This is a genomic window from Pseudomonas viciae (genome assembly GCF_004786035.1).
Classification (GTDB): Bacteria; Pseudomonadota; Gammaproteobacteria; order Pseudomonadales; family Pseudomonadaceae; genus Aquipseudomonas; species Aquipseudomonas viciae.
Window position 1 is genome coordinate 190,946 of sequence record NZ_CP035088.1, and the last position, 17,401, is coordinate 208,346.

The following is a 17,401-nucleotide window of genomic DNA, read 5'->3' on the forward strand; positions in this document are numbered from 1 at the left end:
CCTCATGGGGTCAGGTAGTCGGCGAGGGCATCGCGCACGCAGGGGGACGTGAGCATCGAGCTGCTGCGAAAAAAGCGCGTGATATTGGCCACCAAAGGGTGAAAGCGATTGACCGGGTAGGCCAGTGCGCTGGCGTCTTCACGCAGCGACTGGCGTACCGACTCGTCAACAGGCAGGTGCGCAATCAGCTCGAAATCGAACGCTTGCTGCAGGTCACTTGTCAGGTACTGGGCGATGAAACCGGGCATCAATCGTGCGATCGCCTCGTGGTCCTCGTCGGGCGCGGTGCGCCAGTAAATCTGCACCAGCCGCGTCCAGAAACCGGAATGCCGTCCTTCGTCCAGTAAGTGGTCGGCCATCAGCCCCTTGATCGAGGCCTTGACCGAATCGTCCCGGGCAAAAGCCGCCACATCGTTGGTCACGGTGTTCTCGGCAATGGCGATGCAGATCAGCTCCACGGCACTGAGCAAGTGCTCCGGCGCCTGGGCCAGGGCCGCCGGTATCGCGCGGCTGAGTTCGATCTGCGAAGGCAACGGGATCGGCGCAATACCGGTCATGTCGATGGTTTGCTGCATGAAGTCCATCGCCACCAGCGCGTGGTAATCCTCGTCCACCACCACGGTCATCGCGTCGTAACGGCAGGCGAACGGGAACTCAATGCCGAAGCTGTTCTTGGCTATACGCCGGGCGGTGTGGTCCACCAGTTCAGTCTCGAAAATCACCACGTCGTTGATGAACTTGTAGAGGCTTTGCACCAGCACAAAATCGCGCAACTGCGGGCAGTGGCTAAGAAAGGTCTGGCTGTGCACCAGTGGCTGACGGCTCATGGGGAAGATCAACTTGTCGTCGTTTTCGACCCGGCGCCGGGGCCGGGTGCGGATGGTGGCGCGGCTCTCCCAGGCGTCGGCGAACGATTGGTATTGGATGGCGTTCATGGGGTCACCTGTGCAACCGGTTGGGCCATGCTCTGGCGCAGGCCATCCCACAGCGCTGCGCGGCTGTGGACGGCGGCGAGGGCGGCGACCAACACCTCGGTTTCGCGCTGCGGGTCGCCATCGATCAGCCGGGCCAAGAGCTTTTCCGCGGCCGGGCCATGGTCTTCGGAATCGACTTCGATGTGCCGCTGCAGGTAGTAACGAAAGGTCGGCGCCTGATCCAGGCCAATGCCCCAGGCGTCGAGCATGCGCTGGAACATCTGCGGGATAACACTCTCGCGTCCATGCACGAACGCGGCGGCCACGCTGTGGGCTGGGGCGTGCAGGGCGGTGTGCAGGGTCTGGCGGACGAAACGTGCCGCCGCCGGTTCTACTTCGACGCTCTCCAGCGCTGTCTCGGGGCTGACGCCTTCCTGTTGCAGGGTGATGAACTGCTCGATGGCGCGGGTATCGGCACCGACCTCGCGCATGGCATCCAGATACAGTTCGAAATGGCTGCAATAGCCTGCTCCGGGGCGGTCATCCGATTCTTCGCCCAAGACAATTTCGTTGATCAGGCGTGCCGCGTGTGGGTCCGCCGGCGGCAGCCAGGGCAGGTGGACACAGGTCAGCTCCCGTTGCAGCCGTTTGGTCAGTGACATGAAGTCCCACACGGCAAACACATGGCTTTCCATAAAACGGCGTAGCAGATCAATTGATGTTATTTCGGAAAAAACCGGGTGTTGGCCAAGTTCGTGTTTTTTCAGAGATAGTTGTTCTTTGGTTGGCTGCATTGGAACGTCCTCATCAATGATGTTGTGCCCGGAAAGTTGCCCGTTATTTATCAAGGCGAACGGGCGCCTGAACCGGAATCCATGAATTGCTCAAGTGGCTTAAGTGCTTGCCTTTAATGCGCGTCGCCAGCCTGTGGCGCTTGATTCTTAAGCGTTGGCCGAAGGCGGGCGCGGTCGATAACAATTCGACGAATAAAAAACTAATACACAAAACAAGTAAGCGGCAAGAAGTATTTTAAATATTTAAACTGGCAAGTTTATTGGGCGCGAAAGAGACTGTTAAAACTTTTAATATAAGTTTTATTCAGGCGAAGAAGCTCCTTCCGATTTAGGGGTGTCAGAATCGAATAGTTCGAGTGAATGCCTCACTCGGAGCACTTCAGGGATCAGGGATTAAGAAGTTTGTGATTTAAGGGAGGGACACCGGTCGGACATCCGATCATCCCGCCAGTGGGCGACGCTCCTTGCGTATTGGCTTCGATTCGCCTGGTCTATCGCCAGGCGCTGACTTCTTCAGGTCTATTTTTGAATCGACAAGCGCAAGAGTGAGCCCAAATCGATGGCAGTGCCATTGAACTGATGGGACGCCGCGTCGCCGCCATGCTCAGGCGGCGCCAGGCAGGCGAGAAGTGGCGCGCAAGGATATGTAAGAAGTTTTTACGCCGGCGGGACCGTCGGCGAGGGGTCAACGATTCGACTGTTGTTCGAGATACCGGCGCATGGTGATGCAGGCTTTTTCCAGGTGGAGTTCCAGCAAGGCAATGGCTTTATCGATGTCTTTGGCTCGCGCGGCTTCAAGCAGCGCACGATGATCGTCCTGGGTCAGTTTGCCCAGGCCCATGGACGACAGATGAAAGCGCAAGAAGCGCTCTTCTTCGTTGAGCTCGTGCTCAATCAAGTCCAGCAGCCTGCTGTTGGGCGCCTTGTGGTAGAGCGACATGTGAAACAGCCGATTGAGCTTGGCGATCTGGGCGTGGTCGGTTTCGGTTTCCAACTGCTCGATGTATTGGGCTCCCAAGGCCAGGTCACTGGCGTCGAGCAGGGGAATGGACAGGCGCAAGGCGAAAGACTCCAACACCGAACGCAAGGCGTAGGTCTCGACCGCATCGTTGTTGATCAACGGAGCCACCACGGCGCCCTTGTGCTGGACCACATTGAGCAGTGACTGCGCCTCGAGCTGGCGCAAGGCTTCGCGCACCGGCATGCGGCTCACACCGAACAGGTCGGCCAGCTCCTGCTGACGCAAGGCTGTACCGCAGGGCAGGCGCCCGTCGAGAATGGCCTCGCGCAGAGACTCTTCGATGATCGAGCGTGCCTGGGCAGCGGGGATGGGTCCGTTGACCTGGATAGTACTGAGCGGTTTGGGCTTCTGTGTCACAACAACGTACCCTGACTGGTAGTAGCGAAAATTGGATCCAAGCCAACGTTAGTTACAGATTGCCTAGCCGTCAAAGTCTCGTGGCCCCGGTTCCTGAACTAAAGTTTAGCGTGCCTGCGGTGATTGCACCCTGCCATTGTTTTTTACCGGGCCAGGCTTCACCATCCAACGAATTTCCAACGGCCCTTTTCGGACGTATTTCCCTTGGCTGCACCTTTCCCTGTTCTCAGGTCCTTGCGCTGGCTGTGTTCGGCATTGTTGCTGGCCGGCCTCATGCTGGGTGGCTTGCGGGCCGACTGGGACTTTGCGCAGATCAGCCGCCGGGCGCAAGCCTTATATGGGCCGCTGGGTGAAGGGCAGCAACGAATCGATGCCTGGCAGCAATTGTTGGCGACCCAGAAGCAGGTTCCGGAGTTGGAGCAGCTTAAGGTGGTGAATCTGTTCTTCAACAAACAGGTGCGCTACGTGGAAGACATCGACCTGTGGCGTGAGGTCGATTACTGGGAAACTCCAGTCCAGGCCTTGTGGAAAGGCGCTGGCGACTGCGAGGACTACGCCATCGCCAAGTACTTCAGCCTGCGTCATCTCGGGGTCTCCAGTGACAAGCTGCGCATCACTTACGTCAAGGCCTTGCGGCAGAACCGTGCGCACATGGTGCTCACCTATTACGCCACCCCCGATGCGATGCCGCTGGTCCTCGATAGCCTGATCGACGGCATCCAGCCAGCCAGCCAGCGAACCGATCTGCTGCCGGTCTACTCTTTCAATGCCGAAGGGCTGTGGTTGCCGGGTGCCAAGGGCAACAAAAAAGTGGGTGACACCAAACGCCTGTCCCGGTGGCAGGATGTGTTGAAAAAAATGCAGGCCGAAGGTTTTCCGGTCGAGACGACTAACTAGGAGCGCGCGCTCAGATGTCTTTGTTCAAACAGCTGTTGATCGCTATCTGTCTGTTCCTGGTGGTTGCCTTCAGTGGCAGCTTCATGGTCAGCCTGGAGAGCTCGCGGACCCAGTACGTCAACCAGTTGCGCTCCCACGCCCAGGATGCGGCCACGGCGCTGGCGCTGTCGTTGACGCCGAACATCGACGACCCGGCGATGGTGGAGCTGATGGTCAGCTCGATCTTCGACAGCGGCTATTACGCGAGCATCCGCGTGGTCGACGTGACCACCGACAAAACGCTGGTCGAGCGCACGGGCATTCCGGACGCCGGCAGCGTGCCGAAATGGTTCGTCAAACTCATTGGCCTGGAGCCGGCCGGCGGTGATGCGATTGTCAGTCGTGGCTGGGAACAGGCGGCGCGAGTTGAGGTGGTCAGCCACCCGATGTTCGCTCTCGCCAAGCTGTGGCAAAGCGCGTTGGGCAGCCTCGGTTGGTTACTGCTGTGCGGCGCCGTGAGCGCGGTGCTGGGGGCCTTGCTGCTGCGTCGTCAGCTCAAGCCGCTGGATTACATGGTGCACCAATCCCATGCCATCGCCCGTCGTGAGTTCTTGAGCCTGCCGGAATTGCCACGTACCCCTGAATTGCGTCGCGTGGTGCAGGCGATGAACCAGATGGTCGAGAAGCTCAAGGCACTGTTCCAGGAACAGGCCGAGCGCAGTGAGAAGCTGCGGGTCGAGTCCTATCAGGACAACCTCACAGGCCTGGCCAACCGGCGTTATTTCGAAATGCAGCTCAATGCCCGGGTGAGCAACCCGGAGCAGGCCAGTTCCGGTTATCTGCTGTTGCTGCGGGTCAAGGACCTGGCTGGTTTGAACCAGCGGTTGGGCGGGCAGCGTACCGACCAGTTGCTTAAAGCGGTTGGTGAACAATTGCTGCGTGAGTGCGCCCGGTATCCGGAAACCCAAAACCTGGTGACGCGCATCCGCGGTGGGGAGTTTGCTGTGCTGGCGCCCGGGTTGGTGCGTGAAGAGGCGTTGCAACTGGCGCAGAACCTTGAAGGGGCGTTGGCGAGCCTGCACGCCACTGGCGCGACCGATGTGGCTTCGGTGGCCTCCATCGGATTGGCACCGTTCGTCCATGGCGACTCGCCGCAAGCGGTGCTCCAGCTCGGCGATCAGGCTCTGGCCCAAGCCGAAAGCCAGGGCGAACCGGGCTGGGCCTGCCTGGATCACAGCGCCTCGGCGAGCGTCGGCGACGATCACCATGCCTGGCACACTTTGCTCGACCAGGCCTTGAATCATCAGCGATTCGAGCTGTATTTCCAACCGGTGGTCGCCGCCCAGGACACCCAAGTGGTGCTGCATTACAAAGTGCTGTCGCGGTTGTTCGACGAGCAGGGTCAGACCATCCCTGCCGGGCGCTTCCTGCCCTGGCTGGAGCGCTTTGGCTGGACTGCGCGCCTGGACCGCTTGATGCTCGAGCAGGTGCTCAAGCAGATGGCCGGGCACGATCAATCCCTGGCGCTGAACTTGTCCTCTGCGACCCTGGCCGATCCTCAGGCGCTGAACAAGGTTTTTGAAATTCTGCGGGCGCATTCCAACCTCGGGCCGCGCCTGACGTTGGAGATTGGTGAAGAGCAACTGCCGGAGCAAGCCGTCCTGGAGCAATTGACCCGGCGTTTGCGCGAGCTTGGCTTCTCTCTGAGCCTGCAGCGTTTTGGTGGGCGGTTCAGCATGATTGGCAATTTGTCGCGGCTGGGGTTGGCTTATCTGAAGATCGATGGCAGCTATATCCGCGCGATTGATCAGGAAAGTGACAAGCGCCTGTTCATTGAAGCGATCCAGCGGGCTGCTCACAGTATTGACTTGCCGTTGATTGCCGAGCGGGTTGAGACGGAGGGGGAGTTGGCGGTGATTCGGGAGATGGGGTTGTTTGGGGTGCAGGGGCAGTTGGTGGGTGAGCCTAAGCGTTGGGAGTGAGGCTGGCTGGTGAGGCGGCCTGTGCCCTTCTGACCGTGTACATATCCATTCCTGCGGTAACGGCCACTGGCGGTTCCGCCCTTACGGCGGGTCACTTTTGGCAAACGCCCCAAAAGTAACCAAAAGGTCTTGCCCCACCACTCGGCATCTCGCCTAGGCTCGGTGTGCCCGAACGCAGGCATTGCTCCGTGGGCCCGCCGCGAAGGGCCATCCATGGCCCAGCGCGGCTATCCCGGCATCCATGCCGGGATGCCCACTCCACAATGCCTGCGTTCGGCCAGCGTGGTTAACGGGGCGCCGAGATCAACGTCTACCGCGAGGCGGCCTTAGAGCCGACCTGGTTCTCCCGGTTGTACACCCATCAGATCTGTGGGAGCAAAGCTTGCTCGCGAGGCGGCCTGACAGCCGACCTGTCTCTCCGGCCATACTCCGATCCAACTGTGGGAGCGAGCTTGCTCGCGATGGCGGAGGGTCAGTTTGCGGTGGTGTTGGATGTGCTGGCGTCATCGCGAGCAAGCTCGCTCCCACAGGTTTTTGTATCGTGTGCGAATGTTGTGAACACCCGCAAACCTATGTGGGAGCGAGCCTGCTCGCGATAGCGAAGGGTCAGTTTGCGGTGATGTTGGATGTGCCGGCCTCTTCGCGAGCAGGCTCGCTCCCACAGGAGAAACGCGATCACTCAGAATCAGGTCGGCTCTAAGGCCGCCTCGTGGTGGACGTTGATCTCGGGGGCCCCGTTAACCACGATGGCCGAACGCAGGCATTGCGCAGTGGGCACCTCGGCATGGATGCCGAGGTAGCCGCGCTGGGCCATGGATGGCCCTTCGCGGCGGCCCACGGAGCAATGCCGGAGTGAGGGCACACCGAGCCTAGGCGAGGTGCCGAGTGGTGGGGCAAAGCGTTTTTGGTTACTTTTGGCGCTCTTCCAAAAGTGACCCGCTGTAAGAGCGGAACCGCCAGTAGCCGTTACCGCAGAAACGGATATACACCCCCTCTAAAAGTAAGGTCCTAGGAGATTTCCTTCAAGTTGTAGCGAAGTCGGTGAACTTGTCCGGCGTCAGCCCCGTGGCTAGTCTGGGTTTGTCACTGAAAAAACGGTGACACCGGCGTGCAAGCCGGTTAGAAAGACGCCCAACAATATCACCAGCCACTTATCGTGCATTCGTGCTCATGTTTTATGGCAGCTGTGTGCGGGAGACCTTCGGGTCTGCCGAGGTTTTTGGGCGTTGTCTTACTCGGTCTTGCACACTCGCACATAGCTGCCACCCTTCATTGCGTGCAAGCGATCCAGGGCGGCTCTGAATTGAATAGGAAGCCCAAACCATGTTCAAAGCTACGCCTAACCCTCCACAGCCCTCATCCAAATCCCGAGTCGAAACCCTGCAAGCAAAAAAGCTCGACGAAGCCGCCGAACGCGCCCTCGACTACTACCTCAATCCCAAACCAACCGATGAAGCCTCGGGAAAACCCCAAACCGCCCAGCTCTTCATGGTCTCCCCGGACATCGACACCGAAACCCTCCTGGCCAATGCCTCCGAAGACCTGCTGTCCATCAGCGCCATCGCCGCCGACCTGGCGGATGACGTCGACGGCTCGCGCCGCAGCGTGATCCTGGCAATCAGCCGAATGGCCGATGGGGTGCATCTGTTGGTGGAGCGGGCGATGGATCGGCTTGAAGTGCAAGCGTCGAGCTGACAGGCCTGCGGTGGATTGACGATCGCCATCGCGAGCAAGCTCGCTCCCACACTGGATCTGCGTCGAACCGACAGATCGAGATCAAAACCGATCAACTGTGGGAGCGAGCTTGCTCGCGATGACTTTCGCCCAGACAACTCGCCACAGGGATTTGTGCTCTGCCCGGAACGCGTCAATCCAGGCGGCAGGCCTAGATCAACCCCTTCTCATCATCATCGATCAACCGGCTCAGCCCGCCCAATGCTTCCCGGGCCTGGTTGCGGTCCATCAGTTTGGCCTGGGCTGCTGGCGGCAGGTCGGTGACGCGGATGACGCCTTTGCTGGTCAGCACCTGGATCAAGTCGTCGAGTACCCGGATCATCTCCAGGTCGCTCTGCTTGAGCTGCTTGAGGCTGTTTTCCACCGCCTGGTTGGCGAACCAGTCCTGGATCTCGTGGTTGTCGGCCGGCAAGGTCTCGGTGGCCTCGGCGTAGGCGGTGGCTTCTACGCGCACCAGCAAGCCTTGTGCATCGCGTTGCACATAAAACATCGGGCATCCCTCATGTATGAAGCGGCGTCATGCTGGGCAGCATAGGCCAACTGCGGGGGAGTATGAACACTTATCCCGTGGCGAGGGAGCTTGCTCCCGCTGGGCTGCGCAGCAGCCCTAAAAAACAGGGCCGCTTCGCGCCCCAGCGGGAGCAAGCTCCCTCGCCACGGTTTTGTGTCAGGTTCAGCTGTTGTTGTGATCGACCTTGATGGTCGGGTCACTGCCGGCGATCAGCGAGTTCAGGTTGACGTTCGACCAGTTGTTGCCTTCGAGCTTGATCGTTACGTCCGGTGTGGCCGCTGCGCCGTTGGCCGCGTTGAACTGGCCGGTCGTGCTGACCTGCAGCGACGACACGCCATCGACCGTGCTGATTTTCAGGAAGTGGTCAATGGTGCTGCCGGTTTCGCCCTGCAACAGATCCCGCAGGTCGATCCGGTCGCCGTCGCTGGCCTTGAAGTCCTTGATCACGTCGGTGCCGGTGTCGCCGGACTTCCAGACAAAGGTATCGCCTCCCAGGCCGCCGATCAGGGTGTCATTGCCCGGGCCACCGAGCAGGGTGTCGTTGCCAGAGCCACCCAGCAGGATGTCATTGCCCTTGCCGCCATTGAGCGTGTCGTTGCCGCCCTGGCCGAAGAGAATGTCATTGCCGGCGCCACCGAGCAGGGTGTCGTTGCCATCGTGGGCACCGGACACATCGAACGCGGTGTAGTGCTCGGTGATGTACTGGTGCACGTTGCTGGTGGTGACTTTGCTGACGTCCACACCGCTCTGCTGGGCGACGAACGCCTGGATAGCCTGATAGCCCTCGCCGGCGATGCCGTTGAAGCTCACCAGGTCGCCGAACAGGATGTCGTTGCCTTCGCCGCCGTTGACCGTGTCGGAGCCCGGCAGGGTCGCTTCGGTGTGGCCGATGATCGAGTTGGCCAGGTTGTTCGGGTCGATGTTGGTCTGCGGTGTCGAGTCCGAATCGTAGGGCTTGAGGTCGTTCAGGGTCACGTCGTTGTTCAGGCCGATGGCTTCGACCGTACTCAGGCCCTTCAACAGTGTGAAGCTTTCGCTCGAGCCTGTTGCCGAATCGACATAGTTCCAGTAATCGCCATAACCGGTGCCACCCAGGTTCGACAGTTCAAAGGTGCCATTGCCCTCGGCATGTACCTTGCCCACATAGCTATCGGTCCATTTCTTGCCGTTTTTGGTCGACAGGTACATCTCACCGTTTTCGTAGATGGTGTACTTGTGCGTGCTGTCGATCGTCTGGGTGTAGTACTTGCCGACGGTGTACTTGGAGGCGCTCAGTACGTCATCGAGTTTGACGTTGTCATACAAGGTCGGGTTGGTCTGCTCACCGGTCTGGTAGTAGGTCGGCTTACCGTCGGTAATGAAATACGTCAGGTTCTTCGCGCCGGTATTGCCCATGGCTTCGGTACTTTTGAAGAAGTTCGCCGTGGTCTTGAACACGTCTTCGTAGTTGGTGCCGCCACCGGAGGCCATCGAGTCGAGCACGCCTTTGAGTTGGTTCAACGCGTCCGGGTCGTTAAGGTTGACCGAGACAGACGTGTTCACCTGGCTGTCGAAGTCCGCCAGGAAGATGTTCACGGTCCCGGAGTTGCCGCCCATGCTCTGCTTGAGGGTGTTGAACACCGAGGTCAGCGAGTTTTTGGCCGCCGTGAGGGACGCCTCGCTCATACTGCCGGAGCTATCGACCATGAAGGCGATGTTGTAGTTGGTGCCCGGCACCACTGTCAGCCCGCCGATGTCAGCGACCACCACGTCGTTACCGTCGGTGCCGGTCACGTTGTCACTGCCGGAGGTGGCGGTGATGGCGTTGTAGGTCGCCGGGTACACGGTGACTGGGATCTGCGCCGTGGTGGTCGCCGATCCGCCGAGGGCTTCGGTGGAGGTGGAAGTCACGGTCAGGTTGAGCTGGCCGTTGTAATAGGTCGGCGGGGTCAGGGTCAGGCTGCCCAGGTTCCAGCCACTGACCGACGCTTCGCCGTTGCTGCCCACGGTCGCGAAGTGGCCCGCGCCGTCGCTCAGCACACTGCCTTCCGGCATGCCGCCAATCTTCACGCTCAGGCTTTCGGAGCCGTCGGTGTCAGTCAGGGCGGTGGTGATTTTCGACAGGTGCACGCTGGTGCCTTCGGCGCCTTCGTTGAGCTTGAAGCCGTCGTAATAACCTTCGCCGTTGGTACCGTGCAAATCGGAGACCGTCACGCCAGCGTTCGTCAGGTCGGTCACGCTGGTGTACAACGGCACGCCGGCGCCGTTCAGGTCGACCGGTGTGCTGCCGTTGACCGACAGGTTCACGTCATAGCTGCCCGGACCGGTCTGGTTGTGGTGGTAGATGTCCAGGGTGTAGTAGCCGCTGGAGGTCGGGGTGAACGAGCCGTTCAACTTGCCGCCCGCGCCCCAGGTGATGGCCGCCACGTCCTTGCCGCCGATGGTCACCAGCAGGCTGTCGTCGCCGGTACCGCTGAAGGTGTAGGTCTTGCCGGCTTCGAGGAAGATCAGGCCCGAGGTTTTCGACGCTGTGCCCGGGTTGACGTTGCTGTCGGACTGCACGTTGGTCACGGTGCCGCTGCTGTTCGGCGTGCCGGCGGCATCGATCACCGATTTAAGGGTGCCGGATGGCGCACCGCTGCCATCGGTGCCCAGGCCCGACAGGCCGGTCCAGACCTCCTTGATCAAACCGGTGGAGGTCACGGCGTTGCCGGCCACGTTGAGGGTCGGTGCGTCGGCGACTGGGGTGATGTCGATTTTCACAGTGCCGGTATTGCCCAGTGCCTGGCCATCGGTTTGCTGGAATTTGACCTGTGCGTAGTCGGCCTGGTTGTTGCCCGTGCTGCTGCCAACATAACCATTGGCGCCGGACTCGTTGGCGTCCGGAGTGAAGCGCAGCTTGCCGGCGTCGATGTCAGCCTTGGTGAAGGTCTGGTTGTTGGCCACGTCCTTCCAGGTTGCACCGTCCAGGTACTGCAATTTGCCATCGGCCGGCAGCTCGGTGATTTTCACACCCAGGCTGGCGGCGGCATTGTCCACGTCGCTGACGCCGAAGGTCGACCAGCCGAGGACCAGAGAAGTGTCTTCGGTACCGGTCACGGCGCCGCCAGTGGCAACCGGCGCATCATTGACCCCGACCACGTTCACCGTGGTGGTGGCGGTGTTGGAGTAGTTGCTGCCATCGGTCACCGTCACGGTGATGATGCGCGGCACGGTGCTCGGATCTTCGCTGTTGTTAATGAAGCTGATGTTCTTGATCTGCTGCATGTAGTCGGCCAGCGTCGCGTTGCCCGACAGCGTCAGCGTGACTTTGCCATCGGTGCTGTTGGCGTTGATGCTGATGCCGTTGACGCTGTTGCCCAGGTTCAGCGCATCGCCGGGCTGACGGTTGGTCAGCACGATGGTGGCGCCGGTCAGCATGGTGCTGTCCGGGTCGGTGATTTTCAGGTCGGTGTCGCCGATGGACACGCCCGGGCCAGTGGTGCCTTCGGTGAAGGTCACCTGATAATCGGCGCCGGACTTGCCGCTGGAGTTGTTGGCGTCCAGGTCGAGCACTGGCGGCGCATCGTTGTCGATGATCGAGGTGCTGACGCTGCCGTTGGTGCCGCTGACAGCCAACTGCTCGAAGTTGCCACCGGTGGCCGAGTCAATCTTGACCACGAAGTTTTCCGTGCCTTCGGTGATCTTGTCATCCAGTGTTGCCACGTCAAAGGTGGCACTGGTGGCGTTGGCCGGGACCTTCACGGTGTACACCCCGGTGAAATCCGTGCCGTCGGCGGCGGTACCGCTGTAGACGATTTTGACCGTCACCTCGGTTTGCGCCGGATTCGTCAGGCTGACTGTGTACGTGGCGGCTTGGCCTTCGGTGACCGAGGTGCTGCCGGAGATGCTGACGGTGGTGGTGTTGACGGTGTCGGTGACATCGGTGACCGCTGGCGTGGTGCTTGGCACCAGGTTTTCGAAGTTGCCACCGGTGGCGTTATCAATGCTGACTTCGACTTTGCCGGCGTCTTTGTAGACGTCGTCAGTCGGTGCATCAACGCTGACGCTACCCGTGGTGGCGCCGGCAGCGATGTTGATCACGGCACCGTTGCTCAGGGTTACGGTGACTGGAGTGCCGGCGGCATTGGTCAGGGTTGCGGTGTAGGTGATCTGACCACCTTCGGCGACAGTATCGGTTGCCGACAGAGTCAGGCCCGTGGAGTCTTGGACATCAGTGACCGAGGTTTCAGCCGGTGTTTGATCTGCAACCAGGTTCTCGTAATTACCGCCCTGAGCGTCGTCAATCTTCACGCTCAGTGAATCACCACCCGCCAACGCATCGTTTGGCGTGGTGAAATTCACAGTGCCCGAACTGGAGCCGACCGGAATCGTGATGCTCTGGCCGTTGCTCAAGGTCACAACCAGTGGAGCACCGGTGACCGGAGCATTGACCGAGGCGGTGTAAACAACGGTGCCGCCTTCGGCCACGGTAGAAGTAGCAGTCAGGCTGACGGTTGACGTATCGATGGTGTCAGTAACGTCAGTGACGGCTGGCGTGGTGCTTGGCACCAGGTTCTCGAAGTTGCCGCCGGTGGCGTTATCAATGCTGACTTCAACTTTGCCGGCATCTTTGTAGACGTCATCAGTCGGTGCATCAACGCTGACGCTGCCCGTGGTGGCGCCGGCAGCGATGTTGATCACGGCGCCATTGCTCAGGGTTACGGTCACTGGCGAACCAGCGGCATTGGTCAGGGTTGCGGTATAGGTGATCTGACCGCCTTCGGCGACGGTGTCGGTCGCCGATAGAGTCAGGCCCGTGGTGTCCTGGACATCGGTCACTGAAGTGTCGGCAGGCGTGCCGTCGATTTCCAGTTTTTCATAGTTGCCGCCCTGAGCGTCATCGATTTTCACGCTCAAGTTATCGCCGCCAGCAAGGGCGTCGTTTGGTGTAGCGAAGTTGACCGAGCCGCTGCTCGAACCGACCGGAATGGTAATGCTCTGGCCGTTCGACAGAGTGACGACCAGCGGAGCACCGGTGACCGGAGCATTGACCGAGGCGGTGTAAACGATGGTGCCGCCTTCAGCCACAGTCGAGGTCGCGGTCAGCGAAACGGTGCTGGTGTCGATGGTGTCAGTGACATCAGTAACCGCTGGCGTGGTGCTAGGTACGAGGTTCTCGAAGTTACCGCCAGTGGCGTTATCAATGCTGACTTCAACTTTGCCGGCATCTTTGTAGACGTCGTCAGTCGGTGCATCAACGCTGACGCTGCCTGTGGTGGCACCGGCGGCGATGTTGATCACCGCGCCATTGCTCAAGGTTACGGTCACTGGCGAACCAGCGGCATTGGTCAGGGTTGCGGTGTAGGTGATCTGACCGCCTTCGGCGACGGTGTCGGTCGCCGATAGAGTCAGGCCCGTGGTGTCCTGGACATCGGTCACTGAAGTGTCGGCAGGCGTGCCGTCGATTTCCAGTTTTTCATAGTTGCCGCCCTGAGCGTCATCGATTTTCACGCTCAAGTTATCGCCGCCAGCAAGGGCGTCGTTTGGTGTAGCGAAGTTGACCGAGCCGCTGCTCGAACCGACCGGAATGGTAATGCTCTGGCCGTTCGACAGAGTGACGACCAGCGGAGCACCGGTGACCGGAGCATTGACCGAGGCGGTGTAAACGATGGTGCCGCCTTCAGCCACAGTCGAGGTCGCGGTCAGCGAAACGGTGCTGGTGTCGATGGTGTCAGTGACATCAGTAACCGCTGGCGTGGTGCTAGGTACGAGGTTCTCGAAGTTACCGCCAGTGGCGTTATCAATGCTGACTTCAACCTTGCCAGCGTCTTTGTAAACGTCGTCAGTCGGTGCATCAACGCTGACGCTGCCTGTGGTGGCACCGGCGGCGATGTTGATCACGGCGCCATTGCTCAGGGTCACAGTGACCGGGGTTCCGGCGGCGTTGGTCAAGGTTGCGGTGTAGGTGATCTGACCGCCTTCGGCGACGGTGTCGGTCGCCGACAGAGTCAGGCCCGTGGTGTCCTGGACATCGGTCACTGAAGTGTCGGCAGGCGTGCCGTCGATTTCCAGTTTTTCGTAGTTGCCGCCCTGAGCGTCATCGATTTTCACGCTCAAGTTATCGCCGCCAGCAAGGGCGTCGTTTGGTGTAGCGAAGTTGACCGAGCCGCTGCTCGAACCGACCGGAATGGTAATGCTCTGGCCGTTCGACAGAGTGACGACCAGTGGAGCGCCGGTAACTGGTGCGTTCACCGAAGCGGTGTAAACGATGGTGCCACCTTCAGCCACAGTCGAGGTCGCGGTCAGCGAAACGGTGCTGGTGTCGATGGTATCAGTGACGTCGGTGACCGCTGGCGTGGTGTTTGGCACCAGGTTTTCGAAGTTGCCGCCAGTGGCGTTATCAATGCTGACTTCAACCTTGCCGGCATCTTTGTAGACGTCATCAGCCGGTGCGTCGACGCTGACGCTGCCCGTGGTGGCGCCGGCAGCGATGTTGATCACGGCACCGTTGCTCAGGGTTACGGTGACTGGAGTGCCGGCGGCATTGGTCAGGGTTGCGGTGTAGGTGATCTGACCACCTTCGGCGACAGTATCGGTTGCCGACAGAGTCAGGCCCGTGGAGTCCTGGACATCAGTGACCGAGGTTTCAGCCGGTGTTTGATCTGCAACCAGGTTCTCGTAATTACCGCCCTGAGCGTCATCGATCTTAACGCTCAAGTTATCGCCGCCAGCGAGGGCGTCGTTTGGTGTGGTGAAATTCACGGTACCTGAGCTGGAGCCGACTGGAATCGTGATGCTCTGGCCGTTCGACAGAGTGACGACCAACGGAGCGCCGGTAACCGGTGCGTTCACCGAAGCGGTGTAAACGATGGTGCCACCTTCAGCCACAGTCGAGGTCGCGGTCAGCGAAACGGTGCTGGTGTCGATGGTATCAGTGACGTCGGTGACCGCTGGCGTGGTGTTTGGCACCAGGTTTTCGAAGTTGCCGCCAGTGGCGTTATCAATGCTGACTTCAACTTTGCCGGCATCTTTGTAGACGTCGTCAGTCGGTGCATCAACGCTGACGCTGCCTGTGGTGGCACCGGCGGCGATGTTGATCACCGCGCCATTGCTCAAGGTTACGGTCACTGGCGAACCAGCGGCATTGGTCAGGGTTGCGGTGTAGGTGATCTGACCGCCTTCAGCCACTTCGGTGGACGCCGACAAGCTCAGGCCGGTCGCGTCGACCGAATCGGTGATTGTGGTGACCGCAGGCGTAGTGCTCGGCACCAGGTTTTCAAAATTGCCACCCGTTGCGCCAGTAATGGTGGTGCTAACGGTGCTGCCATTGTTGTAGACGTCATTGGCCGGGGTATCGACAGCGACGGTACCGGTGGTCTGGCCCGCAGCGATGGTGATGACCGAGCCGTTGCTCAAGGTCACGGTCACTGGAGTTTGAGCCGGGTTGGTCAGGGTAGCGGTGTAAGTGATCTGGCCGCCTTCAGTGATGGTCTCGCTGGCGGTCAAAGTCAGGCCGGTAGCATCGACCGAATCAGTGATTGTGGTAACTGCAGGCGTGGTGCTTGGCACCAGGTTTTCAAAATTGCCGCCGGTCGCACCGGTAATAGTGGTGCTAACGGTGCTGCCATTGTTGTAGACGTCATTGGCCGGGGTATCGACGGCGACGGTACCGGTGGTCTGGCCCGCAGCGATGGTGATGACCGAGCCGTTGCTCAAGGTCACGGTCACTGGAGTTTGAGCCGGGTTGGTCAGGGTAGCGGTGTAAGTGATCTGGCCGCCTTCAGTGATGGTATCGCTGGCGGTCAAAGTCAGGCCGGTCGCGTCGACCGAATCGGTGATCGTGGTGACCGCAGGCGTGGTGCTCGGCACCAGGTTTTCAAAGTTGCCGCCGGTCGCACCGGTAATAGTGGTGCTAACGGTGCTGCCATTGTTGTAGACGTCATTGGCCGGGGTATCGACAGCGACGGTACCGGTGGTCTGGCCCGCAGCGATGGTAATGACCGAGCCATTGCTCAAGGTCACGGTCACTGGAGTTTGAGCCGGGTTGGTCAGGGTCGCGGTGTAAGTGATCTGGCCGCCTTCAGTGATGGTCTCGCTGGCGGTCAAAGTCAGGCCGGTAGCATCGACCGAATCGGTAATCGTGGTGACCGCAGGCGTGGTGCTCGGCACCAGGTTTTCAAAATTGCCACCCGTTGCGCCAGTAATGGTGGTGCTAACGGTGCTGCCATTGTTGTAGACGTCATTGGCCGGGGTATCGACAGCGACGGTACCGGTGGTCTGGCCCGCAGCGATGGTAATGACCGAGCCATTGCTCAAGGTCACGGTCACTGGAGTTTGAGCCGGGTTGGTCAGGGTAGCGGTGTAGGTGATCTGGCCACCTTCAGTCACCGTATTGTCTGCCGACAGGGTGACGTTGGTGGTGTCGATGGTGTCGGTGATCTGGGTTACGGCCGGCGTGGTAGGCAGGGTCACGGCAATGCCGCTGCCGCCGGTGGTACCGGTGACGGTCACGCTGATCTGGCTTGGGTCGTTGTAGACGGTGTCGTTCGGTGCCAGCGGTACGTTGACGCTGCCGGTGGTTTGTCCGGCAGGAATCACGATCACGGAGCCGTTGGACAGGGTCACGGTCAGGTCGGTCTGGGGCGCCTGGGTAACGGTCGCGGTGTAGACCAGCACGCCGCCGGCCTCGGTCAGAGTCGGGGTGGCGCTCAGGGTCAAAGTCGAATTGAGCAGCGCGTTGGCTGTGGTGTCAGCATTGGTGTCGCCGCCTGTGATGTCGTCGTCAGCGGCTGCGGTCGTGCTCAAACCTTCAGTCGGGAAACCCACGGTGGGATCGACGCTGCCAGCGGTGGCATCCAGCACCACAAAGCTGTGGCCGCCACCGGCGGCACCACCCGTACCTGCGGCGGTAGCGCCGGCGGCGGTGGCTTCCAGGGCGGTCGTCGGGTCGACGCCTGCGGCGATGGCTTGTTGTAGCTCTTCTACCGACGGCGCGGCCTGAGCGGTGGCTTGTGCCAGGTCAGTGGAAGAATCTGGAGCACTGGCGCTCCACTGAGTGTCGCGGCCCAGGTCCAGGGAGCGGCCATCGGCCAGCTCCAGTGTGACGGCGCCGGCAGGGCCGGTGTCCAGCTGGTCGCCCGTGTACAGGCGATCCCCTTCAATGAGTACGCGCCGAATGCCCTCGGGGGATACGGCGAAAACCTGACCGACAATGCTTTTGACAACGGCAACAACACTGCTCATTGAAGATT

The 17,401-nt window shown here is 60.4% G+C and carries 9 protein-coding genes; 3 read left to right on the forward strand and 6 right to left on the reverse strand.

All coding sequences use genetic code 11. The features are described from left to right. Positions 1 to 2: 2 nt before the first annotated feature. The 3 genes from EPZ47_RS00860 to EPZ47_RS00870 form a co-directional block, all read right to left on the reverse strand. Positions 3 to 935, reverse strand: coding sequence for a diiron oxygenase (locus EPZ47_RS00860; RefSeq protein ID WP_135843104.1), 933 nt, complete (start codon positions 933 to 935; stop codon positions 3 to 5). After that, positions 932 to 1,708 (reverse strand): DUF3050 domain-containing protein, encoded by a 777-nt coding sequence (locus EPZ47_RS00865; RefSeq protein WP_135843105.1) that lies wholly within the window; start codon positions 1,706 to 1,708, stop codon positions 932 to 934. Before EPZ47_RS00865 ends, EPZ47_RS00860 begins: the two co-directional genes overlap by 4 nt. A gap of 685 nt (positions 1,709 to 2,393) precedes the next feature. Beyond that, the gene (locus tag EPZ47_RS00870) at positions 2,394 to 3,086 is read right to left on the reverse strand and encodes a GntR family transcriptional regulator (RefSeq protein WP_135843106.1); all 693 of its coding nucleotides are present in this window, start codon (positions 3,084 to 3,086) and stop codon (positions 2,394 to 2,396) included. Positions 3,087 to 3,359: 273 nt separating this feature from the next. Between EPZ47_RS00870 and lapG the strand changes: the two genes are divergently transcribed. Beyond that, positions 3,360 to 3,983, forward strand: a complete 624-nt coding sequence (gene lapG, locus EPZ47_RS00875; RefSeq protein WP_406550198.1) for a cysteine protease LapG — start codon at positions 3,360 to 3,362, stop codon at positions 3,981 to 3,983. A gap of 14 nt (positions 3,984 to 3,997) precedes the next feature. Then, entirely contained in the window at positions 3,998 to 5,944 is a 1,947-nt protein-coding gene (lapD, locus tag EPZ47_RS00880; protein WP_135843108.1) for a cyclic di-GMP receptor LapD, read from the forward strand. A 685-nt stretch (positions 5,945 to 6,629) separates the two neighbouring features. On the opposite strand, the gene EPZ47_RS30565 is transcribed toward lapD, so the two are convergent. Further along, positions 6,630 to 6,758 carry a hypothetical protein gene (locus EPZ47_RS30565; protein ID WP_272949215.1) on the reverse strand — a complete coding sequence of 43 codons (129 nt, stop codon included), beginning with the start codon at positions 6,756 to 6,758 and terminating at the stop codon, positions 6,630 to 6,632. Between the two features lie 509 nt (positions 6,759 to 7,267). Here EPZ47_RS30565 and EPZ47_RS00890 point away from each other — a divergent pair. Next, on the forward strand, positions 7,268 to 7,639 hold the full coding sequence (locus EPZ47_RS00890) for a DUF6124 family protein (RefSeq protein WP_135843110.1): 372 nt from the start codon (positions 7,268 to 7,270) through the stop codon (positions 7,637 to 7,639). A gap of 190 nt (positions 7,640 to 7,829) precedes the next feature. On the opposite strand, the gene EPZ47_RS00895 is transcribed toward EPZ47_RS00890, so the two are convergent. Both EPZ47_RS00895 and EPZ47_RS00905 read right to left on the reverse strand, forming a co-directional pair. Next, the gene (locus EPZ47_RS00895; RefSeq protein ID WP_014335964.1) at positions 7,830 to 8,168 is read right to left on the reverse strand and encodes a hypothetical protein; all 339 of its coding nucleotides are present in this window, start codon (positions 8,166 to 8,168) and stop codon (positions 7,830 to 7,832) included. Positions 8,169 to 8,351: 183 nt separating this feature from the next. Continuing rightward, a complete protein-coding gene (locus tag EPZ47_RS00905) occupies positions 8,352 to 17,393 on the reverse strand; it encodes a retention module-containing protein (protein ID WP_135843111.1) in 9,042 nt (3,013 codons plus the stop codon). Positions 17,394 to 17,401 lie beyond the last annotated feature (8 nt).